This window comes from Ligilactobacillus sp. WC1T17, assembly GCA_900110005.1.
GTDB classification, from domain to species: Bacteria; Bacillota; Bacilli; order Lactobacillales; family Lactobacillaceae; genus Ligilactobacillus; species Ligilactobacillus ruminis_A.
Map to the genome: position 1 here is coordinate 1 of FOCC01000016.1, position 22450 is coordinate 22450.

Annotated in this window: 29 protein-coding genes and 1 rRNA gene; 7 read left to right on the plus strand and 23 right to left on the minus strand. The window is 38.0% G+C overall.

Annotation, left to right across the window (positions count from 1 at the left end):
* The 3 genes from BMX26_RS08480 to BMX26_RS08490 form a co-directional block, all read right to left on the minus strand.
* A 16S ribosomal RNA gene (locus tag BMX26_RS08480) occupies window positions 1–185 on the minus strand; the annotation flags it as partial.
* Between the two features lie 451 nt (window positions 186–636).
* Window positions 637–1023 carry a CvfD/Ygs/GSP13 family RNA-binding post-transcriptional regulator gene (locus tag BMX26_RS08485; protein WP_075530998.1) on the minus strand — a complete coding sequence of 129 codons (387 nt, stop codon included), beginning with the start codon at window positions 1021–1023 and terminating at the stop codon, window positions 637–639.
* 11 nt (window positions 1024–1034) lie between these two features.
* On the minus strand, window positions 1035–1619 hold the full coding sequence (locus BMX26_RS08490) for a peptidylprolyl isomerase (RefSeq protein ID WP_075530999.1): 585 nt from the start codon (window positions 1617–1619) through the stop codon (window positions 1035–1037).
* A gap of 193 nt (window positions 1620–1812) precedes the next feature.
* Here BMX26_RS08490 and BMX26_RS08495 point away from each other — a divergent pair, with 193 nt between their 5' ends.
* Together BMX26_RS08495 and BMX26_RS08500 are read left to right on the plus strand one after the other, a co-directional pair.
* Window positions 1813–2820 (plus strand): NAD(P)/FAD-dependent oxidoreductase, encoded by a 1008-nt coding sequence (locus BMX26_RS08495; protein ID WP_075531000.1) that lies wholly within the window; start codon window positions 1813–1815, stop codon window positions 2818–2820.
* A gap of 25 nt (window positions 2821–2845) precedes the next feature.
* Window positions 2846–3487, plus strand: coding sequence for a VTT domain-containing protein (locus BMX26_RS08500; protein ID WP_075531001.1), 642 nt, complete (start codon window positions 2846–2848; stop codon window positions 3485–3487).
* 14 nt (window positions 3488–3501) lie between these two features.
* Here BMX26_RS08500 and BMX26_RS08505 read toward each other — a convergent pair whose 3' ends face one another.
* The 16 genes from BMX26_RS08505 to ccpA form a co-directional block, all read right to left on the minus strand.
* Entirely contained in the window at window positions 3502–4146 is a 645-nt protein-coding gene (locus tag BMX26_RS08505) for a TIGR01906 family membrane protein (RefSeq protein ID WP_075531002.1), read from the minus strand.
* The gene (locus tag BMX26_RS08510) at window positions 4146–4916 is read right to left on the minus strand and encodes a TIGR01457 family HAD-type hydrolase (RefSeq protein WP_075531003.1); all 771 of its coding nucleotides are present in this window, start codon (window positions 4914–4916) and stop codon (window positions 4146–4148) included. Before BMX26_RS08510 ends, BMX26_RS08505 begins: the two co-directional genes overlap by 1 nt.
* Before the next feature lie 18 nt (window positions 4917–4934).
* Complete coding sequence (locus BMX26_RS08515) at window positions 4935–5522, minus strand: YutD family protein (protein WP_075531004.1); 588 nt, start codon at window positions 5520–5522, stop codon at window positions 4935–4937.
* 83 nt (window positions 5523–5605) lie between these two features.
* Window positions 5606–6958 carry an amino acid permease gene (locus tag BMX26_RS08520; protein ID WP_075531005.1) on the minus strand — a complete coding sequence of 451 codons (1353 nt, stop codon included), beginning with the start codon at window positions 6956–6958 and terminating at the stop codon, window positions 5606–5608.
* A 100-nt stretch (window positions 6959–7058) separates the two neighbouring features.
* Entirely contained in the window at window positions 7059–8069 is a 1011-nt protein-coding gene (locus BMX26_RS08525; protein WP_075531006.1) for a class I SAM-dependent methyltransferase, read from the minus strand.
* Window positions 8070–8147: 78 nt separating this feature from the next.
* The gene (locus BMX26_RS08530; RefSeq protein ID WP_075531007.1) at window positions 8148–8414 is read right to left on the minus strand and encodes a hypothetical protein; all 267 of its coding nucleotides are present in this window, start codon (window positions 8412–8414) and stop codon (window positions 8148–8150) included.
* 29 nt (window positions 8415–8443) lie between these two features.
* Window positions 8444–8950, minus strand: a complete 507-nt coding sequence (locus BMX26_RS08535; protein WP_075531008.1) for a competence type IV pilus minor pilin ComGF — start codon at window positions 8948–8950, stop codon at window positions 8444–8446.
* Entirely contained in the window at window positions 8907–9164 is a 258-nt protein-coding gene (locus BMX26_RS08540; protein ID WP_075531009.1) for a hypothetical protein, read from the minus strand. The genes BMX26_RS08535 and BMX26_RS08540 overlap by 44 nt, the downstream gene beginning before the upstream one ends.
* Before the next feature lie 2 nt (window positions 9165–9166).
* Window positions 9167–9607 (minus strand): type II secretion system protein, encoded by a 441-nt coding sequence (locus tag BMX26_RS08545; RefSeq protein WP_082272527.1) that lies wholly within the window; start codon window positions 9605–9607, stop codon window positions 9167–9169.
* Entirely contained in the window at window positions 9597–9899 is a 303-nt protein-coding gene (gene comGC, locus BMX26_RS08550; RefSeq protein ID WP_075531010.1) for a competence type IV pilus major pilin ComGC, read from the minus strand. Before comGC ends, BMX26_RS08545 begins: the two co-directional genes overlap by 11 nt.
* Window positions 9896–10954 (minus strand): type II secretion system F family protein, encoded by a 1059-nt coding sequence (locus BMX26_RS08555; RefSeq protein WP_225355242.1) that lies wholly within the window; start codon window positions 10952–10954, stop codon window positions 9896–9898. Before BMX26_RS08555 ends, comGC begins: the two co-directional genes overlap by 4 nt.
* Window positions 10890–11858 carry a competence type IV pilus ATPase ComGA gene (gene comGA, locus BMX26_RS08560; RefSeq protein WP_075531012.1) on the minus strand — a complete coding sequence of 323 codons (969 nt, stop codon included), beginning with the start codon at window positions 11856–11858 and terminating at the stop codon, window positions 10890–10892. Before comGA ends, BMX26_RS08555 begins: the two co-directional genes overlap by 65 nt.
* 88 nt (window positions 11859–11946) lie before the next feature.
* On the minus strand, window positions 11947–12858 hold the full coding sequence (rbsK, locus tag BMX26_RS08565) for a ribokinase (RefSeq protein ID WP_075531013.1): 912 nt from the start codon (window positions 12856–12858) through the stop codon (window positions 11947–11949).
* 122 nt (window positions 12859–12980) lie between these two features.
* Entirely contained in the window at window positions 12981–13712 is a 732-nt protein-coding gene (locus tag BMX26_RS08570) for a YebC/PmpR family DNA-binding transcriptional regulator (protein ID WP_075531014.1), read from the minus strand.
* Window positions 13713–13794: 82 nt separating this feature from the next.
* Window positions 13795–14301 carry a VanZ family protein gene (locus tag BMX26_RS08575; RefSeq protein WP_075531015.1) on the minus strand — a complete coding sequence of 169 codons (507 nt, stop codon included), beginning with the start codon at window positions 14299–14301 and terminating at the stop codon, window positions 13795–13797.
* A 46-nt stretch (window positions 14302–14347) separates the two neighbouring features.
* Window positions 14348–15355, minus strand: coding sequence for a catabolite control protein A (ccpA, locus tag BMX26_RS08580; RefSeq protein WP_075531016.1), 1008 nt, complete (start codon window positions 15353–15355; stop codon window positions 14348–14350).
* 252 nt (window positions 15356–15607) lie between these two features.
* Between ccpA and BMX26_RS08585 the strand changes: the two genes are divergently transcribed.
* Complete coding sequence (locus BMX26_RS08585; RefSeq protein WP_075531017.1) at window positions 15608–16711, plus strand: aminopeptidase P family protein; 1104 nt, start codon at window positions 15608–15610, stop codon at window positions 16709–16711.
* A gap of 41 nt (window positions 16712–16752) precedes the next feature.
* Here the strand turns inward: BMX26_RS08585 and BMX26_RS08590 are convergent, their stop codons facing one another.
* On the minus strand, window positions 16753–17223 hold the full coding sequence (locus BMX26_RS08590; protein ID WP_075531018.1) for a hypothetical protein: 471 nt from the start codon (window positions 17221–17223) through the stop codon (window positions 16753–16755).
* Window positions 17224–17246: 23 nt separating this feature from the next.
* Entirely contained in the window at window positions 17247–17654 is a 408-nt protein-coding gene (locus BMX26_RS08595; RefSeq protein ID WP_075531019.1) for a DUF948 domain-containing protein, read from the minus strand.
* A 141-nt stretch (window positions 17655–17795) separates the two neighbouring features.
* On the opposite strand from BMX26_RS08595, the gene BMX26_RS08600 reads away from it, so the two are divergent.
* The gene (locus tag BMX26_RS08600) at window positions 17796–18656 is read left to right on the plus strand and encodes a mechanosensitive ion channel family protein (RefSeq protein WP_412771414.1); all 861 of its coding nucleotides are present in this window, start codon (window positions 17796–17798) and stop codon (window positions 18654–18656) included.
* 31 nt (window positions 18657–18687) lie between these two features.
* On the opposite strand, the gene cbpB is transcribed toward BMX26_RS08600, so the two are convergent.
* Window positions 18688–19167 (minus strand): cyclic-di-AMP-binding protein CbpB, encoded by a 480-nt coding sequence (gene cbpB / locus BMX26_RS08605; protein ID WP_075531021.1) that lies wholly within the window; start codon window positions 19165–19167, stop codon window positions 18688–18690.
* A 269-nt stretch (window positions 19168–19436) separates the two neighbouring features.
* On the opposite strand from cbpB, the gene BMX26_RS08610 reads away from it, so the two are divergent.
* Window positions 19437–20177: an MIP/aquaporin family protein gene (locus tag BMX26_RS08610; RefSeq protein ID WP_075531022.1), complete on the plus strand. Its 741-nt coding sequence runs from the start codon at window positions 19437–19439 to the stop codon at window positions 20175–20177.
* A 41-nt stretch (window positions 20178–20218) separates the two neighbouring features.
* On the opposite strand, the gene BMX26_RS08615 is transcribed toward BMX26_RS08610, so the two are convergent.
* Window positions 20219–20899 carry a CPBP family intramembrane glutamic endopeptidase gene (locus tag BMX26_RS08615; protein WP_075531023.1) on the minus strand — a complete coding sequence of 227 codons (681 nt, stop codon included), beginning with the start codon at window positions 20897–20899 and terminating at the stop codon, window positions 20219–20221.
* Between the two features lie 113 nt (window positions 20900–21012).
* Here BMX26_RS08615 and BMX26_RS08620 point away from each other — a divergent pair, with 113 nt between their 5' ends.
* A complete protein-coding gene (locus BMX26_RS08620) occupies window positions 21013–21579 on the plus strand; it encodes a glycosyltransferase family 2 protein (protein ID WP_075531024.1) in 567 nt (188 codons plus the stop codon).
* A complete protein-coding gene (locus BMX26_RS08625; RefSeq protein WP_075531025.1) occupies window positions 21576–22445 on the plus strand; it encodes a methyltransferase domain-containing protein in 870 nt (289 codons plus the stop codon). The genes BMX26_RS08620 and BMX26_RS08625 overlap by 4 nt, the downstream gene beginning before the upstream one ends.
* Window positions 22446–22450 lie beyond the last annotated feature (5 nt).

Here is a 22450-nt window from a genome sequence, read left to right on the forward strand (position 1 = left end):
TAGCACCTGTTTCCAAGTGTTATCCCCCTCTTTTGGGCAGGTTGCCTACGTGTTACTCACCCGTTCGCCACTCAGTCTTTTAATCGCTAAATGCAAGCATTTATTGATCAAAAGCTTCGTTCGACTTGCATGTATTAGGCACGCCGCCAGCGTTCGTCCTGAGCCAGGATCAAACTCTCAATTTATAAGTTTGTGACTCAAAATTTAAATTTACTAGCGAATTGACTTCGCAAATATCGTTGCTCTTGTTCAAAACAAGAAGCCCTGCACATTTGCTTATCGAAACTTTGTTCAGTTTTCAAAGATCTGTTTCAAAGTCGCTCATCGCGGCTTCTTCATTCTATCATCGGCTTTCTTAAATGTCAACCTCTTTTTCAAGAAGCTTTATCAGCCGACCAAATCATTATCGCATTTTCCAAACGCAATGTCAATAACAATTTTATTTTTTACAATCATCACTCACGCGACAACTTTTATAGTTTAACATTTAAAAATAAATGTGTCAACATCTTTTAAATACTAAATTCAAAAAAGTTTATACATCGCATCAGCAACTTTATAAGTATAACATGTTCCACATAAAAAGCAAGCTTTTTTTATAAAAAAAAACGACTGTCACAAAGACAGCCGCTCATCTTATTTTCCGTTTTCGATATCCTCTAAAGCACTTTCAACCCATCCGTCCAAACGACTAGCGATGGGAGCAAAACCATCATGAACATGGCGATTAGTCCAAAACCGTTTTCGTGTCGACCTGGATCTGTTGGGTGCTTCAAAATCAAAAGGCTTTTCTAAGCATCTCACCGACAATGAAATTTTTTGGGTGTACTCATCAATATCAATAATCATGACCCTTACGCGTTGACCAATCTTTAGATAGCTATGGATATCATCTATAAAACCGTGCCTGCACTCAGAAATATGAATCAAGCCCTGTGTTTTATCATCCAATGCGACAAATGCACCGTATGGCTGGATACCTGTAACCTTACCGTCAAGAACCATCCCAATACGATAATTCATACGCAGAGCTCCTATTCTTCTATTTCAACCGCTTCAATGATAACATCGTCTTTGGGTTTATCGCCAAATGTAGTCTTTACTTGCGCAATCTTATCAACTACATCCATCCCTGTAATTACTTGACCAAAAACAGTATGGCGATGATCAAGCCATGGTGTCCCGCCATCGCGATAAGCCGTGATAATTTCATCCGGATAGCCAGCTTGCTTCATTTGTTCAAACATATCTTCAGGAACATGCTTGGCTTGAACAATAAAAAATTGGCTGCCATTCGTATTAGGACCTGCATTAGCCATTGACAAAGCACCGCGCAAATTAAATAATTCATTTGAAAATTCATCTTCAAAGCTTTCGCCCCAAATACTTTCACCACCCATACCGGTACCTGTAGGGTCGCCGCCTTGAATCATAAAATCATTAATGACACGGTGGAAAATAACGTCATCATATTTTCCAGCTTTAGCCAAACCAATAAAATTCTCAACCGTCTTAGGTGTCTGTTCTTTAAACAAAGCCAAAGTAATGTCACCCATATTCGTCTTAATTACTGCTTTAACACTAGCATCTGCTGCGTTAAGTTGTGGATATGAACTCATCTCAATCCTCCTATTTTCTATTTTATTATCACTATTAAGTATAATGTCTATGCGCTTTATTATCAATAGACGGCTTGCTTTACATTACATTTACAAACTATTTACACAAATTTAAACCGCAAAGAATTTATTTTTTATTTTATTTATGCTACCCTAAAACGTGGATACTTACTTTTATAGAAAGGAATTTATCATGACTGAAGAAGATTATTACGATATTACTATCATCGGCGGCGGTCCTGTTGGGATGTTTGCCGCTACTTATGCGTGCATGCGTTTAGCCAAAACACAAATTATTGAAAGCTTAGATTCCTTGGGCGGCCAAGTTAGTGCCCTTTTCCCCTCAAAAAAAATCTATGATATCCCCGGTTTTTTTGGTATTACCGGAGCTCAATTAATCACCGAATTAGAAAACCAAGTTAAGCAGTTTAACCCCGATATCTTTTTAAAAGAAACAGTGCAAAACTTAAAAAAGACTGATTTAGGGTTTGAAATTACCACCAGTAAACGGACAACGTACTCTAAAGCCATCGTTGTTGCAGCCGGAGTGGGAGCCTTTGAACCGCGGCGTTTAAAATTAGCTAATGCGGCGGAATTTGAAAATAAAAATCTCTTTTATTTTGTCAAAGATCCAAAACAATTTGCCAACCACGACATTGCTATTGCCGGCGGGGGTGATTCAGCCGTCGACTGGGCTTTAGCCTTAGAAAAAGTTGCCCACAAAGTCCACATTATTCACCGACGCGACCAATTCCGGGCAATGGAAAGTAGTGTGGAACAAATGCAGCAAAGTTCAATCGACATCCATACACCTTATACGATTGAAACTTTAAGCCAAGCCGAAAATGACAAAATTACTCTAGGTCTCAAAAAAGCTAAAAGTGATGATAAGCTTGAGCTTACTGTTGATGATTTAATCGTTAACTACGGTTTTGTTTCAGATAATAAAATTATCTCAGCTTGGAATCTCGATATGCAGGGAAAGACGATTAAAGTTGATCAATATCAACAAACATCTATTCCTGGCATCTATGCGATTGGCGATATTGCTTACCGTGAAGGCAAAATCAACTTGATTGCCACTGGCTTTGGCGAAGCACCTAACGCTGTTAATAATGCCTTGTTATACGTATACCCTGAAAAACGTCAACCGGCACACAGTACGCAATTAATGAAAGCTTTCGAAGCTTCCATTAAATAACCTACAACCACTTTAGGAGGATTTTGTGACTTACTTAATTGATTTTATTTTACACATCGATTCACACTTGGTCACCATCGTTAACACCTTTGGGGACTGGACATACCTAATATTGTTTTTAATTATCTTTATTGAAACGGGAGCCGTCATCATGCCATTTTTACCAGGCGACTCTTTGCTTTTTGCTGCTTGTGCTATGGCTGCCAATCCTAATTACAACTTAAATATTGGCATCTTTGTGTTCCTCTTTTTAATGGCCCCTATTTTAGGTGATTCATTAAACTTCTTTATCGGACACAAAGTAGGCCGCTCTCTGACAAAAAATTCTTTCTTTGGCAAGTTTCTCAAAGAAGAACACTTAAATCGTACTGAAGCCTTCTTTGAAAAACACGGTGGTATGGCCATCTCTTTGGCACGCTTTATGCCAATTATCCGAACGATGTCGCCCTTTGTTTTCGGCGGTTCCGGCGGAAAATATAAAACTTTCTTGCCTTATTGTCTAGCCGGCACATTGGCTTGGGTTACCCTGTGCTGCGGTGGCGGATATTTCTTCGGTAACTTCCCTATTGTTAAAGAACACTTCTCCTTGATCGTTTTAGGCATCATCGGCGTTTCACTTTTGCCAGCTATTATCGGTGCTTTAAAAGCTAAATTCAGCAAAACATAAAAAAACAGTAGTCGTTAACGACTACTGTTTTTTTGATGCAATTCTTTTTGGCCCAAGCCATATAAAATAAGACATAAAACAATTATGATAATTAAGCAAAAAACAAAGCATGTCATGAAAAACTCTTCCGGTAATACATTGATAATCGGATCCGTAACCGGATCAAAGATCCAATTAGCATTTCGAAATAAAATTTTATGGAAAACAACAAAAAAGGCATTAAAATTGGCTATCATCAAGACAGTTAACACAAAGATAAGACTAAACAGCCACCTGATTGGATTGATTAACGTCCAAAACCGCGCTTGTTTTGCTAAATTATATACATATTTGACTGTGAAAGGCAGCGTAGCCAGCAAAACAACATAATCAAATAAAAATAGCTTTTTACAATCTACAAAATGTCCCATACCATTTTGCGACATGGCAAATTTAAGCTGCAACCGGACAATCCAAGGAAAATTCAAATAATTAAGCAATTTTCCATATTGAGCCAGTAATTCATAGCGACTCATCCCGGCTAAGCGGTAAAGCTGTTCTTGATCAACAAAATAATAATATAGCGGCTTAAAGTTAATAGTCAAAGCAATGCTGAAAGCAACAATTGTCAAAAAAAGACCAAGCATATAGCAGCTTTCTTTTAATTTATACCTTTTCATTAAACTTCCCATTCATCTAACGAATCAAGTTCGATTGTCGGTAAAATCGTTTTTTGTGCTACTTGTTCTTTAGTTGATACTCCAGTATAAACCAGCATTGTATCAATACCAAAATTAATGCCAGCTTGAATATCCGTCATATAATTATCACCGACCATAACGACATCTTCTTTGTTTAAGCCCATCTTCTTCAAAGCTTTTTCCATAATAATGGTTTCGGGCTTACCAACATAATCAGCCCTTTGCTGCGTAGAGCATTCAACTAAAGCAATGACAGACCCAGCACCTGGGACCAACCCACGTTCATTAGGCAAATTAGTATCAGCGTTTGTCCCTATAAAGTGTGCTCCACGCTTGATAGCTAACGTTGCCATTTCAAATTTGTGGTAAGTAACATCATAATCTAAGCCAACTACAACATAATCAGGCGTTTTTTCTTCAAAATGAAAACCGCGGTCTAAAATAGCCTGCTTCAAGCCAAATTCACCAATGACATAAACACTACGCTTATTGTCATCCAAGTCAGCCATATAATCAGCTGTCGCTAAAGCTGAAGTATAAACATTATCAGCCGTAACCTTAATTTCAAAATTATTGGTTAAATTATCAGCTACTTGCTGTGGTGTTTGGGTACTATTGTTGGTTACAAATAAGAACGGGATGTGGTGTTTTTGCAACCGTTCGATAAACCTTTTCGCAGCTGGAATTTTTTCCTTACCACGATACATAGTCCCATCTAAATCAATCATATAGCCAGCATATTTTTTCATCTTTTCTCTTAGCCTCTCTTAGTTTTTCTGTCTAATCGTAAAATGACGCCCACGGCTGTTTTTGCCGACTGTTTTGGCCTTCATTTTGCTCTTCTTCTCAGTACGATTTGGTTTACGACTATGCATATCGTAAACTTTTTCATCAAAATTATTATGCCGTCGTGGCTTTTTCTTCGTATTTCTTTGATTGCGGCGCTTAGGATGCTCTTCTTTAGGTATTGGAGCCGGCTTTTGCACATCAAGATTGCGCAATACAAAATAAGCACAGCCAAAATTGCAATTTTCATAAAGGTAATCCATCAAACGATCAATCGATTGTGATGGAGTTCCCTTTTTACTTTTACTTTCATAAAAGCCTCGCAGCCGTAATTGATCGTAGCCCCAATCGCCAACAATATAATCATACTTAGTTAAAATTTGGCTAAAACGTTCTTTTAAACGTTCCGTTTGAAAGCCATCGCGATAATTTTTAACCAATACATAAGGATGACCATCAATCAGCATTTGGGTATCACTTTGCATGATAATTTCACTAGCATATTCTGCAATCTTTTCAGCTTTTTTTTGCAGCTGATTTTCACGGCGTTCACGTTTAACGCTGTTCAAGTAAATTCCCCGCTTTCCAAAATATCTAAGGCTATTATAACACAGTCACCATTAAAAAAAGGACTGCAGCAACAGTCCTTTTTTTAGGCTTTTTTCATCTTCTTGACAATAACTGCCAAAATTACAAACCAAATCACGGCAGCTATCAGGGCCAGTAAAGTTGTTTTTTCAAGACACATAACTACACATACAAAAGCTAAGAAAAGCAACACTAAATAATCCGTTACCGGATACCATGGCATAGTAAAAGTTGTCTTTTCTTTTCCAGCTTTGTTTTTTTTATACCGCAAATGAGCTACAATGATTGCACCCCAAATGAACAAAAAACATGTAGTAGCTACACTGGAAATAAATTGAAATAAAGAAGCATTAGGCACCACGAAATTTGCCAAAACAGCTAAAGCAATCACAAAAGTCGAAAATTTAACTGCATTAGCGGGAACCATCCGGTTAGAAACCTGTGACATTTTCTTGGCAAACTTAGATTTGCCCTTGCATGTCAGAGCAAACATCATTCGTCCAGTACTAAAGATGGAACTATTACATGCCGAAGCGGCTGCTGTTAAAACCACAAAGTTGATAATGCCGGCAGCAAAACTAATTCCAACATTTTTAAAAACCTGTACAAAAGGACTTTGAGCTGTCGAAATATCATTCCAAGGATAGATAGCCATCAAAGCTGTCAGCGAGCCAACATAAAATAAAATGATTCGCAATGGTATTTCATTGATTGCTTTAGGAATTACCACCTTGGGATTTTCAGTTTCAGAAGCTGTCACCCCAATCATCTCGATTCCAATAAAGCCAAAGGTTACCATTTGAAATGATTTAATAAAGCCAGTTAATTTTTGCGGAAAAAAGCCGCCATAATTGACTAAATTGAGCAAACTTGCATGCCCTTGCGGTGTTTTCCAACCGTTAACAACCATCACAACTCCCACAAGGATTAAAAAGACAATCGCGATAATTTTTATCAAGGCAAACCAAAATTCCATTTCGCCAAACATTGCCACCGTTATTAAATTAGCAAATAATAGCAGAAGTAATATGACAAATCCCGGCAGCCATTGGGGAATGTCAGGAAACCAGTATTTCACATACAATCCGCTAGCAGTTACATCAGCCATAGCAATCGTAATCCAGCAAATCCAATACGTCCAACCAGTAACGAAGCCAACCTCTTCACCCAAATATTTCACAATAAAATCAATAAAGGAATGTGTTTTCAAATCTGACAGCAATAATTCGCCCATTGCCCTCATCAGTAAAAAACAAATAATTCCTGTAAGTAGGTAAGCTAAAACAATTGAAGGCCCTGCTAAATGAATTGATTTGCCTGAACCTAAAAACAGGCCTGTCCCAATCGTTCCGCCTAAAGCAATTAATTGAACATGCCTATTTTTTAAGCCACGCTTACGCTCTTGCTGTTCATCCATTTTCTTTTTCCACCCATCATAAGTCTAATACTATTAGTATATAGCTATTATTCATTGTAGTAAAATTCAACTTATTCATTAATAGGTGAATTAAATTCATTTAGCTAAAGTTTTTCTTTTGCCATAAGTCAACTTCTGCCATAAATTTGGCAAATTTTTCTTGATCTTTGATAAGCGGAAAATCACCTAACAGGACAGGCTGCGCTTGTTTGGCCTTAGGACCTTTTTTTTGCAACAATAAAATAGCCTTTTCTGAATGCTTCGATGTAAATAAATTGCTTGGCAGGTTAATCAAAGCTTGTAAATAGCCCTGCGCTTGAATTTCTTTAAGCAAAGGCAAGGAATTTTCATCTTCAAAAATACCTGCTGGAACTAAAAACATCCCAATCCCGTCAGCTTTCAACTGCCGCATTCCCTGTTCAATCAATAAGAAATGTGCATATGAATGACCTTTTTCAAAATGACTAGCATACTGTTTGGCTTTTTCATCAAGTGGATAATAGCCAATCGGCAAATCAGACACTATCAAATCGACTTGTGGCACCACTAATTGGTCTAAGGCATCTTGATGATATAAATCAAGTTGCAAATTTTCCAACTCAGCCTGCAAACTGGCAATCGCTAATAAAGTATCGTCATTATCAACGCCAAAAGCATGGATATTTTGATAGTCTGCTTCAGTTAATGATTCAATCAAAGTAGCCGTTAAATTACCGGTACCAATCCCCAAATCAAGCATCTTAGTAGCTTTTTTATTGTGGTAAACCTGTTTTAGAAGATAAGCCGCTAAAAAGCCGATGGCATCTGGCGTTAATTGATGGTTGGCTTGAATTTTTTCCTTACGGTAAGCAAAAATTAATGATAATTGCAAAAGCAATCGTCGATCCTTATTTGCTAAATGCTCTACATCAACCGCTTGATAAATTTCACTTAGTCTAGCTTGTGCCTTTTCATCTGGTAAGCCGTCTTCTACATGAACTTGACCATCATTTAAGAGGTTGTCAAAGTTCTCAATCAAAGCATCTAAATAATCATCCCCCAGTTGTTCCTGCAAAATTTGTGTTGCTTCACTCATTAAATTATATTGCTTTTCAATGTCTGCTAATGCCATGTCGTTTCCCTTCTAATTTTTAATCATTCTACTCGTTACAGTTTAACGATTTCAAAATTAAAATGCAAATATTCCCGCCTAATGCATGAAATCATTCGGTATCTTCAGCTGATATACATGACCATTATTTAAAGTAACGTCTAATTCATCATAATCGCGGTAAACTTGCCCCATGTTAAAATGTGTAGTTTGCCCTTTTTTAACCCGATTAATTAATACTAAATTAGCCATACTTTTAGCAAGATAAAATTCACTTTGCTGGTGATATGCCTGAATTCGCGCTTCAAATAACCCGACTTGAACACAAAAAATTCCCGTCAAAACCACCGTAAAAATTAACGCCATCGTCAGTAAAGTACCTGAACTTGTCTTTTTTACCCCAATCTATTCCCCACCTTTTTTGTCGGTACTACAATCTCTTCTTCAAATATTTGACCATCATCCATCTCAAGTTTAATCCTCTGATAGCCATGATTGATGGTCTGCTTCATTTGCGTCACTTTATAAAGTAGCGGCATTTTACCAGCTTCAGAGCTACATGAAACCATTACTAAGGCATCCCGCTTCCAATAATATTCCAAAGCATATTTTTTCTTCGTTTTACTGCTGTAATAAGCAATATAATCTTGTTTATTAGCCTCAATATGATAAAATTGTCCCCGTAAATCGAGTTGATCAGAATAAATTTCACTCAAAAATTTAGCATATTGAAATCTTTCAACGGCATGCTCATCAGCAACCGTTAAATGACAAAAACAGATTACCCCTGCTAATAAAAGTATGCCTAAACCAGCCACAGCTAAAGCTAATTCAGTCTCAACTAGAGTAAAAGCCGGACTATTTTTTGATTGAAATGTTCTTTTCTCCCACCGTAATTTCATAAACCTTTTTTGCTCCCTTTACGTGCTGATAAATAATTTCAGATTCAAGCTGATTGGTTTTTTTGAGCAAAGCTAAATTAGCTTGCATGTCAATGTAGGCTTTTTGCTCTTGTTTCAAACTTTGCTGCCAACATAGACATAAAATCCAAACCAAAACCACCACCACTCCCAGTCCACTAAGCGCATCCGCCAAAATAAAAGCTTCTTTTTTCATTTTTAGTCCTCATAAATGCGATACTGGGCGCCAAACCCCAGCTGAAACACCAGTCGATAATTATGATGGGTTAACAGTGAGTGATAACGAATGGTCATTGGGGGCACCGAACCTTTATTTGACACATAACAATCAACCGTATAATTCTCATCCAACACTAATGTCTTAGGCAACGGCAATCTTTTTTCAATGTGCCCACACGTAAAAATAACCTGCTGCGGCTTAGACGGTTTAAAGGTAATCCAGCTGGGACGGTTAGCTTTAATCGCTACACTGGTAATGTAAGTAACATCATTGCGAAAACTTTGATAAAACATTTTCTCTTGATTTTTAGCCATTGTTTTTTTGACAGGGAAAACCCCTAAAAGGAGGGTAACACTAACAATTAATAAAACCAGACTGGTTTCTATTAATGTAAAAGCACGGTTTTTTTTAGTTATCATTTTTATTGCCGATTTCTAGATGATCTGCGGCAATCTTTTTGGCCTGCTTATTAGTCAAATACCCTTTAGCTTTTAAATCATCTACCGTCACTGAAGCTACATCAACATCATTATCATCTGCATAAAGTTGCGCTTGCGAATTAAGCTCAGTCTGCAAGGCATTATCATTAATTTCTTTAGCGTGACTTCTTTGACTGGCCAAATTAGGCACAATTAATAAAACCAATAAACTAATAATAAATAACACCACAGCCATTTCAATTAGCGTAAAAGCTTGCCATCTTTTTTTCATTTCATTTCCCCCAAACTGTTATATAGCGGCAGCAGCATACTTAAGTAAGAACCAATAATCACCAATGCAATCACTAAAAAACATAAAGGCTGCACCAAAGCCAAAAGATTATCAATTTGTCGTACTAATTTGTGATAAGAAAACTTAGCATATAGCATCAATTGCGCACTAATCTCCGTTTTGGTTTGACCTAATTCAAAAAAATGCTTTAATTCAGGCATAAAAATCAATGTTTGCTCCATAGCACCCAAATCCTGCCCTTGATTCAGCTGCCGGTTTAATTCGTATCCTAGTTGATAAAAGAGACTCTTTTTTTCAAAATTAAGCAACAATCGGCAGATATCTTTTAAATCAAGGCCTGAATTCAAAAGCATCGCCAAGTTAAAAGACAGGTAATAACGACAATATTGCTGGTATATTCTTCCGATTAGAGGTAGGCTGCAATACCAATAATGCCGATTTAAAGCCTTTTGCTTCCGCCACCAGCAGTATACTTTACCCAAATAAATACTTAGCACCAGTAAGATAGCTAAAGCCATGATTTGTCCTAACTGGCGGATATCAAACCCCGATTCATATGTTGCACCTTCAAATTGTCTTAGCTGCGGTTCTAAAAAGATTTTCATGAAAACCACAATTCCAAACAAAAACACCAGTAAAAACAACGGATAAATCAATAATCCCAATAACTTATTTTTTTGCGTATTTTTGCGTTCCAAATACATTCCCAGCTGCTCAATACTTTCTTCAATTGATCCATGTAATTCCGCAATCACCAGCTGGTAATAAGTCGCTGCTTGCAAATGCTTTTTTAAAGCCTGGGATAGCGAAATACCCCGCTGCAACTTTTCATCTAGCTCAATTAAATCTTCATCCGGCTTAACTTGGGCTCGCTTAAGATTTATGACAGCCTGGTGGATTGAAAAGCCGGCCTTCAGCATACCTGCCAAATCTTTAAAAAATAAGGCTTGCTTTTTGGCGCTCCATTTTTCACCCCTCGGCAAAGTTTTGCCGATTTTTTGGCGTAATCCAGCCATTTTTAACGCATATATCAAGATGTTCCCCCCACTTTCTGGTCATCTGCTGACAAGCTTTTTTTTCAGCCATCTCATCGCCTGTCAAAATATCAAAAAGCAGCATGCTTTTATTCATGGTAGTTGGAATCAAGCGCTGATAAGAAACCAGCTGCAGTGTCTGGCGCAATTCAAAGGCGCTAATTCCAAGGTTTTCCATCCGCTGCCAAACCCCATAACAGCTGGCCGCATGCACTGTACTCAACACTAAATGCCCGCTTAAAGCGGCATTAATCGCTATTTTAGCCGTCTGATTATCCCGAATTTCACCAATGATAAAAACATCGGGATGGTGCCGTAAAGCCACTTTTAATAAAGCGGCATACGTCATTTCCGCCTTATCATTTACTTGAATCTGCAAAAAATCCGGCTCATAAATCTCAATCGGATCTTCAATGCACATCACCTGCTTTTCAGTCAAATTTTTAGCTAAACTGTACATCGTCGTTGTTTTGCCATTGCCCATCGGACCAGCAAATAAAATTAAGCCTCTTTTGTGGCAAGCTTGATTTAACCGGTCCCATTGCTCGGCAAAAAAGCAGCCCTGCGCTATCTTTTGGCTGGGATAAATAATTCTAATAACAAGCGATTCGCGGTTTAAAAAATCTCCCACCGTCGACAACCGCAAAAAATACTGTTTTTGCTCCAATTCATATCTTAAAGCGCCTAACTGTGGCCGTCTTTTTTCTGATAAGGCCATCTCAGCTTGATACTTTAAAAAGCTAATCCATTGGCTGATGGTGGAAGCATCCATAACTTGATATTTTTGAAAAATACCAGCCACACAAAACTTAACCTGATAACTATCTCCGGCAGGTAAAAAGCTGATATCACTAGCTTTTAAACTAATAGCATCTTTAAACACTTGGGTTAATCGTTGATCCATTTTGTCACCTCTTTTCACTATATAAAGACGCCAAAAAAACTGATTGTATTCAAAAAGAGCTAAGAAAAATTCTTAGCTCCTTTTCTACTTATAAAATTGCTTCAACCATGTCTTTAGTTGGAATTGATGGAATAGCTCCTAATTTTTGCACCGCAATTGATGAAGCTCCACTAGCAAAAACGAGGGCTTCTTCAATATTTGAAAAATCACGCTTAAGCTTGGATGACAAAGCTCCTAAAAAGGTATCCCCGGCTGCCGTGGTATCAATAGCATGTACTTTGAAGGCCGGCACAAAGCCTTCTTTGCTGCCAAAGCGGTAAAATGATCCAGCTGACCCCAGCGTAATAATCACATTTTTAACCCCTAAGGCTTGCAATTTAACTGCTGCTTCATGCTGTGAAGAACGGTTATCAACCTTAACCCCGGTTAAAAGTTCAGCTTCTGTTTCATTAGGAGTGATAATATCGGTTTGTTCCAACAATTCTTGTGGCAGCTGCTTAGCCGGTGCTGGATTTAAAATGGTAATAACGCCATGTTCTTTGGCTAGTGAAAAGGCCTTAGCAGCTGGCATGAGCGGTGTTTCACATTGGGTAACTAAAAAATCAGCTTCGGTAATTTCAGCTTTAGCCTTTAAAATATCATCAGCGGTAATCGTTTGGTTGGCACCGCCATAAATTAAAATGCTGTTTTCCCCAGAATCTTGCAGTAAGATAAAAGCTTGACCTGTTCCCTTGTCTGATTGGGTAACCTGGGTTAAATCAACGCCGCTTTCCTGCAAAAGCCGGCACATCATCTTGCCATTTTCGTCCGCCCCGATTTTACCGATAAAGGATGTCTCAGCTCCGCAACGGGCTGCTGCAATAGCTTGATTAGCCCCTTTGCCACCGCCAGCCTTATCTTGATCGGACATCGGCATTGTTTCACCTGGTTTAGGCAACCGTGAAATTCTTAGAATTGTATCAACATTTAAACTTCCCAACACTGTCACTTTATTAGCCATCATTTTCCCTCCGTCAAAAGATTAAAACCTTTTAATAGCATATAACATTTCACCTATTTTAGCTAGAAATTTTTTCTAAAAAAAGAGCTAGGGTGCCCCTAACTCTTAGTTAATAACTTATTTTAGTCTTCATCTGGAAATTCAGCTGAAGTGAAGACTTCTGAAACGTCATCTTCGTCTTCAAGACGGTCGATTAAACGTTGAAGTTGTTCAACTTTATCAGCTGGTACAGGTACTGTATTTTGTGGTACCATCGTAATTTCAGCGCTATCAAGGTCATACTTGTTTTGCAAAGCATCACGAACGCCTTCAAAGTCTTGTGGTTCTGTGTAAATTTCAAAAACATCATCAGATGATTGCAAATCTTCAGCACCGGCTTCAAGTACGTCGTCAAGCATTTGATCTTCATCAACATCAAGATCTTCACGTGCAATTGCAATATAACCCTTACGATCAAACATAAATGCAACTGAACCTGTTTCACCCAAGTTACCGCCATTACGGTTAAAATCAGCACGTACAGCAGATGCTGTCCGGTTACGGTTGTCAGTCAAAGCATGAACCAAAACCGCAACCCCGGCAGGACCATATCCTTCATATGTGATTTCTTCATAGTTAGCACCGTTAGCGCCAGTAGCCTTATCCAAGGCACGCTTAATGTTATCTTTTGGCATATTAGCAGCACGGGCCTTATCCATAACTAAGCGCAATTGCGGATTAGCGTCTGGGTCAGGACCGCCACTCTTTGCTGCCATATATATGTCTCGTGATAATTTTTGGAAAATTTTTCCACGTTTTGCATCTTGGGCGTTTTTACGGCCTTGGATGTTATGCCATTTTGAATGTCCTGACATTTGTAATACCTCTTTCCGAAATAATCTTCAATTTTGGCTACACGCCAAAATAATCTTATCAAATGATAGACCGCCATGCAACTCAATTTTGCTTTTTTTGGATGAAACTGTGAAAAAAGCTAACTAAATAGCAGAGTAAAACACCCGTCAACGCCCCCATACCATCGAGCATGACATCTTGGAACAATGGTGTTCTTCCTCCTGTCAGCATTTGGTGAAATTCATCACTGGCAGCGTAGCCTAAAGCAGCTAAAACAGCTAGCATAATGGCTACCCAAGCTGATAATTTATTTTTAACCGCTAAATATAAAAAACTTCCCAGCAAAAAATAGGTGGTAAAATGTGCTAATTTTCGAATGAAAAATTCAATAAACTTGTAGTAGCCCACTTTTTCCACGCTAATCACATTACCGGCGTATGTTAACGTAAAATGCTTTAAATAAGCCAAGGCCGGTCTGTGACGTAAAATTCTTTCTAGTAGTGGAACAGACGTTTGCTGCTGGTAAGTCATCGAGGATGAAATAAACAGCACCAGCATCATCACTAGAGCACATAATAGGTAAAAATCGGATCGTGTCATTTTTTTCATATATGCACCTCAAAAAATAAGCAAGGCTTTCACCTTGCTTATCCGCTTATTTAGTTGAAGCCCGCTTGATAAAGCCGTATGGCAATTCAATCGTCTTTTGTGAGCCTTCGTCTTCTTCTTTATTCATCATCTTGGTTAACAAACGCATGGAAACCGCACCGATATCGTAAAGCGGTTGGGTAATTGATGATAATTGTGGACGGACAATTTCAGTAAGCTTAGAATTGTTGCTGGTAATGATTTCAAAGTCATCAGGCACATTAACTCCAGCATCACGTGCCCCATTCAAAACACCGCAAGCGAGTTCATCATCGCCGACAAAAGCAGCTGTGGCATCAGCTGAAGATAAGGCTGGCCATAAAACTTCACCAGCACGATAGCTGTTGTCTGTTTCAAAAATCAATTCTTCATCAAAATCAATTCCATTATTAGCCAAAGCATTCTTGTAACCTTGCAAACGGTATTGACCATTGATTGGATCAGTCAAAGGACCTGAAATAAAGGCAATCTTTTGGTTTCCATGGTTAATCAAGTCATTGACAGCACCTTCAACAGCTGCTACATAATCAATGTGGACACTTTCAACTTCTTCTTTAGGATCAACTGAACCAGCCAAAACAATCGGTGTCTTGGAACGGGCAAATTGTGTCCGCAATTCATCTGTTAAGTTGTTGCCCATAAAGATAATACCATCAACTTGCTTAGCTAACAAAGTATTAAGCATTTGAATTTCTTTTTGTTCATTACCATCAGAATTGGTCAAGATAATGTTGTACTTATACATAGCCGCTACATCGTCAATCCCACGTGCTAAAGATGAGAAATAAACGTTGGTCACATCAGGGATAATAACCCCAACTGTGGTTGTCTTTTTGCTGGCCAAACCGCGGGCTACCGCATTTGGACGGTAGTCAAGCCGGTCAATAACTTCTAAAACTTTTTTACGTGTAGCTGGTTTAACATTAGGATTACCGTTAACAACACGAGAAACAGTCGCCATTGAAACAGATGCTTCGCGAGCAACATCATAAATTGTAATTGTTTGCTTTTCCATGATAATTCCTTTCCTAAAATATGTATTTTCAAGCATATTTTCATTCAACGTTATCTAATTTAGCAAAGTTTACGGTCAAATGCAAGCGTTTCAAAGATTTTTTTCATTAGTTTTCATAAAATGTTTTTTTATTTTTTTCACATTATCTTTGGAACAGTATTTGATCTCATACTGGTGCTGATAAATTTCAGTCATTTTCCTTTATGTGTTATAATAAATTTGTTTTAAACAATATTTCAAAGAGGCGATTATATGTCACATATTACAACCGTACAAAACTGGTTAGCCGATAATGGTTTAGACATTGCTTATGTCAGCGATTGGAAAAACGTTGAATATTTCACTGGTTTTTCCAGCGACCCGATTGAACGGGTTTTAGCTTTATTTATTTTCCCTAATAAAGATCCTTTCATCTTTGCACCTGCCTTAGAAGTTGGTTCTGTTAAAAAGGCCGGTTGGAAATATCCTGTTTACGGCTATTTAGATCATGAAGATCCATTTGCTTTAATCAAGGGGCACATCGATGATTTAGGTCTTAACCCTACTAAATGGGCTGTTGAAAAAAATAATTTAACCGTGGGACGTTATGAAGCTGTCAAAGCCAACTTCCCCCAAGCTGAATTCTCAGGTGACTTGTCTCCATTAATTCAACATGAAAAATTATTCAAGACCAAAGACGAAATCGCTAAGCTGCACGTAGCCGGCGACTGGGCCGACAAGGCTTTTGAAGCTGGTTTTGCAGCTCTTTCAACCAAGCGCACTGAACAACAAGTTGTCGCTGAAATTGAATACAATATGATGAAATCCGGCATTATGCATATGAGTTTTGACACAATTGTGCAAAGCGGGGCTAATGCTGCTGATCCTCACGGAGCTCCTTTAAAAGAGTTAATCAAGCCAAATGAATTATGTTTATTTGACTTAGGTGTTGTTTGCGACGGCTATGTTTCCGATGCTTCACGAACTGTAGCTTTTGGCGACATTGATGCTAAATCAAAAGAAATCTACAATGTCTGCTTAGAAGCTCAATTAGCAGCCCAAGATGCTGCTAAACCAGGTATTACTGCTGCTCAACTCGATAAAGTAGCACGTGATATCATCACTAAAGCCGGTTATGGCGAATACTTCATCCACCGTTTGGGACATGGGATTGGCCAAAGCGACCACGAATTCCCATCAATTATGGAAGGCAATGACCTTGTCTTAGAACCAGGCATGTGCTTCTCCATTGAACCGGGTATTTACGTTCCAGGTTTAACCGGCGTCCGGATTGAAGACTGTGTTGCAATTACTGAAAACGGCTGTGATCCATTTACCCACTCATCCAAAGAATTACGCACTATTCCTTTGGATTAAGCAAATAAAAAAGGAGCTGAATGTTCAGCTCCTTTTTTTTATTAATTTTGCGGATAAAAGGTTTCAGTTGGATGATCTTTTTCAAATTCCGCTTCTTTTTTTACTTCGCTAAAAGCAGACGCATCGTTATGGTTGATGATAATTTCATCTTCGTCATCTAAAGTATCCTCATCAAATTCATGATAAGCTTTTAAATCTTGTCCAGCTGCTTCTAAGTGTTCTTTCAAATCACGCGTTGCCTTTTTTAAAGAATCCAAAGCCTCACTAACATTTTGGTCACTGGAAAAAGATTGCGCTTTTTGGACAACTTTATCTTTTAAAGCGCCCAAATCGTTGTCTTCGATAAATTGACGGGCATATTGATCATATTTTAACGCTGTATCCCGGCCATTTAACACCATTTCATCTACTTTCATCGCAATTTTATCTTTTTGTTCATCAGTTAATTTTTTTGAAATTAAAAAGCAAGCCCCAGCAACGGCTCCTAATCCTAGTAAAAATTTTTTACTCATTAAAACCACTCCTATTCATTATCTTACTTTCCTAAATGGCGACTGGCAAAATTAAAAATACTTTTTCCGACTTTAAAAGCTGAAGCTGCTTTTGAAGCACCTGTAGCTGATTCGGAAATTTTTTGAGCTGTCTGACGGCTGGCCTCGTTCAAATCAGAAATGCTTTCACTAAGTTCAGCCGCTGTTTCAAACAAAGGATTTAGCTTTTGTGATTTTTCGTTGACATCATCCATTAAAGTATTGGTCTTATCCAACAATTCATCTACCTGAAATGCAATTTTATCCATATCCTTCGTTAAAACCTGCACCGTCTTGGTAGTCTCTTGGACGGTATCCACTAATTTGGCCAACACCCGGCACAAATAAATGACCAATACCACAAAAGCTACTACCGCAATCGCTGCTAGCGCCTGTCCAACTGTAATTGACATCTCAAAATCCTCCTAGTAAATTCCATTTCCTTTAGAATATCATTTAAAAACTAAAACTGCAATCATTTACCTATTTGGCAGGCTTAAACTCTTTTTGCTATAATGAAAGCAAATTTGTAAATGAAAGGACTAATAACCATTATGCTTGCTGCCGTTAAAGGCCAAAATATTATTCAAAAATATTTCACTAACTATAATTGGGATCAAATGATTTCAACTTTTTTATCCACCCTTTTTTCCTTAGCAGTCGTTTCCCTGCTTTTCTTTGTTATTCACACTGTTGGTAAAAAGATCATTAAAAAAAGTTTTCATACTGCCCGTAAAAATACCGCCGACCTTGCTTTAGGCCGAATTAATACCATTTATACTTTAAGTATGAATATCTTTCATTACGCAGTTTTATTCTTTTACTTTTATGCTGTCTTGTCTATTTTAGGCGTACCAGTCAGCACCCTGTTAGCTAGTGCCGGAATTGTCAGTGTGGCTTTAGGGTTAGGGGCGCAAGGGTTGGTATCTGATATTGTAACGGGCTTTTTTATCCTGTTAGAACAGCAATTTGTCGTGGGTGATGATGTTAAAATCGGCACCATTGAAGGCACGGTCAGCGCAATTGGCCTGCGCAATACCCAGATTACCGGTTATGATGGCACTTTGCACTTCATCCCCAACCGCAGTATCACCATTGTCAGCAACATGTCGCGCAATGATATGCGCGTTTTAGTCGATATCAGACTTGATTCCAATAAAGATTTAGAAAAAATGAAGCAAATTGTCGCTTCTGTCAATCAAGAGCTAACCCCAAAGCTCAGCGACTTAACTAAACAGCCACAGATTTTAGGAACCGTCGACCTGGGATCAGGAGACCTGGTTTTACGCGTTATTGCCTATGCCAAAAACGGTGCCCAATATGCCATCAGTCGTCAACTGCGTGACAGTTATTTAGATGCTTTAAAGGACCACGGTTTTGATATTCCAACTTCGCCTCTTTCTTTAACTAAGTAAAAAAATCCGCTAAATTAATTAGCGGATTTTTTTAAGCTTTCAGCTGATCTCTTGCTTCAACTAAATATCTTTTATCCAATTCATGCGCCAAATGATTAATTGCTTTAATCATTTCCCGGCGCGTTAAAATACCAGTAAAGCAGTTGTTATCATCAACCACAACTAAAAAGGCCTGATCTACCATTAAATGCATAATCTTTTCCATATCGTAAGGAAGTTTAACAAGTGGGACATCTGTTTGCATCACATCTTTAACTTGAATATCATGCAATTTGCTAGCATCAATACCGTTTAACCCCAGCATCGTATCGGTAATCATCGCTAAGGACAATAAACCTTTAAAATGCTGTTTATTATCCAAAACCGGAATCTTAGCGTATTTGACCTTCGTTAAGACTAGAAAAGCATGGTCCAACCTATTGTCTTCTAAAACATTAGCTACTAGTTCAGCGGGAATTAGAAACTTATCTTGTTGTTCTTCTAATATATTTTCTACCGCTTTTGCTATCATAAAGTCACATCCTATTTCTTTTACCCTTCTATTGTAGTCTAACTTTGACTGTAATGCATTAAATTGATCCAGCTTTAGTAAAGATTTGAGAAATTTTCTTTTTCCTTAGTTTTATTTTCGGCCATTTTTTCATTTTGCCTACAATTCTTACATTTTTATAAAAATTACAGCATACATATTGAAAAAAATTGAAAAACATCATTGACAAGGACTAAGTCAATGCTTATGATTGAAAAGTACAATTTATACGAATTTTTTTGGAGGATAAAATGGATTTTTCATTAACTACACGCTTAGCTGCTGAATTTTTCGGTACAGCAATTATGATTATTTTAGGTAACGGTTCTGTTGCTAACGTTGAACTTAAGGGGACAAAAGGTACTCACAGTGGTTGGATGACAATTTCCGTTGGTTATGGTTTTGCCGTTATGATTCCAGCCTTGATGTTTGGTTCTGTTTCAGGTAACCACATCAACCCAGCCTTTACAATTGGCTTGGCTTTTGCCGGTGCTTTTCCTTGGTCTGAAGTTTTACCTTACATCGGCGTTCAATTACTTGGCGCTTTGGTAGGCCAATTCATTGTTTACCTTTGCTTCAAGCCGCACTACGATATGACTGATGATAATGACTGTGTTTTGGGGACTTTCTCAACTGCTGATGCTTCCGGCAGCAAGGCTAATGGTTTTATCAACGAATTCTTCGGTACTTTAACTTTAGTCTTCGGTGCTTTAGCCATTACCCACTCACCTGTTTTTGGTCATGGCAACCAAGGTGCCGGCTTTATCGGCATTGGTCTTTTGGTTATGGTTATCGTAACTTCATTTGGTGGTCCTACAGGTCCTGCCTTAAACCCTGCACGTGACCTTGCTCCACGTTTCTTATTCCAAATCTTGCCTAGTCACCGGACTAACCGCAATGCTCATTGGGATTACGCTTGGATTCCAGTTGTGGCTCCTATTTTGGCCGGTATCTGCGGCGCTTTGCTTTACAAGGTCGTCTTTGGACTTTAATTTAACCAACAAAAAAGCTGAGATGAAAATCTCAGCTTTTTTTATTTAACCGTACTCAATAAAAAATAAAGTGATGGCAAAAGATTATTTAAAAAATGGACCGTTATATTAGCAGCCAAATTATGACTCTTTTGGTAAACACCAGCTAATACCAACCCAATTGAAACATATAATAGCCAGCTGATAAAATCACTCGAAGCATGCGCGGATCCGAAAACAATCCCGCTTAAAATAATGGCTAATAACGGCTGATTGGTAAAGAAATAATCCATCAAATAGCCTCTAAAAACCATTTCTTCGACAATTGGAGCTGCGATAGCGGTCATAAAAGCCATCATCAAACTCGTGTTAAATGAAATCTTGAATAATTCTTCAATTTGTGCATCATTAGCTGTTTGGCCTGTCAAAAAAGACCCAAACACAATTTTGACAACCATCAGCACAACAAAGCCGATTACAATTGTTGAAAGGTCCTCTTTATTAGGCATCCGCAAAAAAGCATCATGCGGGTGCCTTTTTTTCATCAAAACATACAGTAAAATAATCACAAAGGCATACCCGCCGATTAAGCAAAACCAGCCAAAAAACAAGGCTGAACTTTTCCCTACCAATGGTGCCATCTTTTGTGGCAGAGTAATGGCTAATTGCGGTACTTCGATTAAGGCAAAGAAAAAAGCCAATTTAATAATACGCCAAAGATATAACCCCATTTTAGCTACCATATATTCACATCCTTTATGTTTATTTTAGCATACCAAATTTTGTTGTCTTTTGCTATAACAAGCACTTTTTCTTCAAACATCCATGCTACACTAAAAATAAAAGGAGGATTACTATGGTTGTTAATGTCGAACAAGAAGCATTAATTTCAATGCTGCAAACTGCGCCTAATTCCAGCATGCTTTATAGTGCTTTAGGCAATTTATTAGAAAAAGAAAATCCCAAGCAGGCTTTTTTATGTTATCAAAATGCTAAATTTTATGCTCAAACTGAAGCTGAAAAACAAGGCTATCAACAGCATTTAGACCGCTTAGCTGCCCTGGGGCATAAAGTGCCACCCGTTTCCTTTATCATTTTAAATTACAATAAAAAAGAGATTACCAATGACTGTCTGCGCAGTATACGTCAATTCAACGCACCTGAAACCTATGAATTAGTTGTCGTTGATAATAATTCAACTGATGGTTCCAAAGCTTGGCTTAAAACACAGCCTGATGTCGTTTTGGTCGATAACCACACTAATCGCGGTTTTGCCGGTGGCTGCAACGACGGCATCAAACAGGCCAACCCTCAAAATGATATTTTTTTGCTGAATAATGACACGATCATGATGCCCAATGCACTTTTTACTTTGCGCATGAACCTTTATGAAGATAAAAAACCGGAGCCGTCGGCTGTATGACTAATTTTGCTGCTAACGGTCAAGCTATCTCTTCTAGTCAAAGTCCAAAAGACTTGGCTGGCTACCTAAAACTGGCTGCCACCATTAATGTTCCTAATCCTAGGTCTCATGAATTAAAAACGTATTTAGTAGGCTTTGCTGAATTAATCAGACGCGACGTCTTAGAAAAGGTCGGATTTTTAGACGAACAATTCAATCCTGGAAATTACGAAGATAATGACCTGGGCTACCGTATTTTAAAGGCTGGGTACAATAATATTTTGTGCCATGATTGTCTAATTGTCCATGTAGGTAGTCAATCATTTAGCGGCAATCCAGCTAAAGAAGAAGCTTACAAAAAGCTGCTCTTAACCAACCTCAATAAGATTAATACCAAATATCAATTTGATATTGAGCGCTACACTAGTAGCAAGCCAAAATGGCTGGATTTCATTTTATTCAAGCCTAAAACACCTTTAAATATTTTATTTTTAGGCTGTAAAGCAGGTGCCTTTGTTGATAAATTAAACTATCTTTATCCTAATTCAACGTTTGATCTTTATGAAAGCAATCCACAAATGGCAGCTTTGGTCAGTCCTAACTTCCACGTGCACGTTGCAAATTATGATCATTTAAAGCTGAACCATGCTCCTGAAAGTTTAGACTTGGTTATTTTAGATGAATGTCTAGCCCAGTGCTCTGATTCTCAAAAGCTTTTAGCTCAATTAACCCCCTTGTTAAAACGTGATGGGATGTTTTTTGCTGTTATTAAAAAAGACACCTTACAGTTAGATGTTCTCAAAGACGAATTTAAAGCAAATAACCTGCTAATTATTAAAGAACAAAATTTTCCTGATGAAGACTTATTTACCTTGCAAAAGGCATAAAAAAA

Coding starts and splice junctions, on each gene's coding strand:
- BMX26_RS08485 (WP_075530998.1), bottom strand. CDS start 1,023: ATGAATTATCGTATTGGGATGGTTCTTGACGGTAAGGTTACAGGTATC.
- BMX26_RS08490 (WP_075530999.1), bottom strand. CDS start 1,619: ATGAGTTCATATCCACAACTTAACGCAGCAGATGCTAGTGTTAAAGCA.
- BMX26_RS08495 (WP_075531000.1), top strand. CDS start 1,813: ATGACTGAAGAAGATTATTACGATATTACTATCATCGGCGGCGGTCCT.
- BMX26_RS08505 (WP_075531002.1), bottom strand. CDS start 4,146: ATGAAAAGGTATAAATTAAAAGAAAGCTGCTATATGCTTGGTCTTTTT.
- BMX26_RS08510 (WP_075531003.1), bottom strand. CDS start 4,916: ATGAAAAAATATGCTGGCTATATGATTGATTTAGATGGGACTATGTAT.
- BMX26_RS08520 (WP_075531005.1), bottom strand. CDS start 6,958: ATGGATGAACAGCAAGAGCGTAAGCGTGGCTTAAAAAATAGGCATGTT.
- BMX26_RS08525 (WP_075531006.1), bottom strand. CDS start 8,069: ATGGCATTAGCAGACATTGAAAAGCAATATAATTTAATGAGTGAAGCA.
- BMX26_RS08530 (WP_075531007.1), bottom strand. CDS start 8,414: ATGGCGTTAATTTTTACGGTGGTTTTGACGGGAATTTTTTGTGTTCAA.
- BMX26_RS08535 (WP_075531008.1), bottom strand. CDS start 8,950: ATGAAATTACGGTGGGAGAAAAGAACATTTCAATCAAAAAATAGTCCG.
- BMX26_RS08540 (WP_075531009.1), bottom strand. CDS start 9,164: ATGAAAAAAGAAGCTTTTATTTTGGCGGATGCGCTTAGTGGACTGGGA.
- BMX26_RS08545 (WP_082272527.1), bottom strand. CDS start 9,607: ATGATAACTAAAAAAAACCGTGCTTTTACATTAATAGAAACCAGTCTG.
- comGC (WP_075531010.1), bottom strand. CDS start 9,899: ATGAAAAAAAGATGGCAAGCTTTTACGCTAATTGAAATGGCTGTGGTG.
- comGA (WP_075531012.1), bottom strand. CDS start 11,858: ATGGATCAACGATTAACCCAAGTGTTTAAAGATGCTATTAGTTTAAAA.
- rbsK (WP_075531013.1), bottom strand. CDS start 12,858: ATGGCTAATAAAGTGACAGTGTTGGGAAGTTTAAATGTTGATACAATT.
- BMX26_RS08570 (WP_075531014.1), bottom strand. CDS start 13,712: ATGTCAGGACATTCAAAATGGCATAACATCCAAGGCCGTAAAAACGCC.
- BMX26_RS08575 (WP_075531015.1), bottom strand. CDS start 14,301: ATGAAAAAAATGACACGATCCGATTTTTACCTATTATGTGCTCTAGTG.
- ccpA (WP_075531016.1), bottom strand. CDS start 15,355: ATGGAAAAGCAAACAATTACAATTTATGATGTTGCTCGCGAAGCATCT.
- BMX26_RS08585 (WP_075531017.1), top strand. CDS start 15,608: ATGTCACATATTACAACCGTACAAAACTGGTTAGCCGATAATGGTTTA.
- BMX26_RS08590 (WP_075531018.1), bottom strand. CDS start 17,223: ATGAGTAAAAAATTTTTACTAGGATTAGGAGCCGTTGCTGGGGCTTGC.
- BMX26_RS08595 (WP_075531019.1), bottom strand. CDS start 17,654: ATGTCAATTACAGTTGGACAGGCGCTAGCAGCGATTGCGGTAGTAGCT.
- BMX26_RS08600 (WP_412771414.1), top strand. CDS start 17,796: ATGCTTGCTGCCGTTAAAGGCCAAAATATTATTCAAAAATATTTCACT.
- cbpB (WP_075531021.1), bottom strand. CDS start 19,167: ATGATAGCAAAAGCGGTAGAAAATATATTAGAAGAACAACAAGATAAG.
- BMX26_RS08610 (WP_075531022.1), top strand. CDS start 19,437: ATGGATTTTTCATTAACTACACGCTTAGCTGCTGAATTTTTCGGTACA.
- BMX26_RS08615 (WP_075531023.1), bottom strand. CDS start 20,899: ATGGTAGCTAAAATGGGGTTATATCTTTGGCGTATTATTAAATTGGCT.
- BMX26_RS08620 (WP_075531024.1), top strand. CDS start 21,013: ATGGTTGTTAATGTCGAACAAGAAGCATTAATTTCAATGCTGCAAACT.
- BMX26_RS08625 (WP_075531025.1), top strand. CDS start 21,576: ATGACTAATTTTGCTGCTAACGGTCAAGCTATCTCTTCTAGTCAAAGT.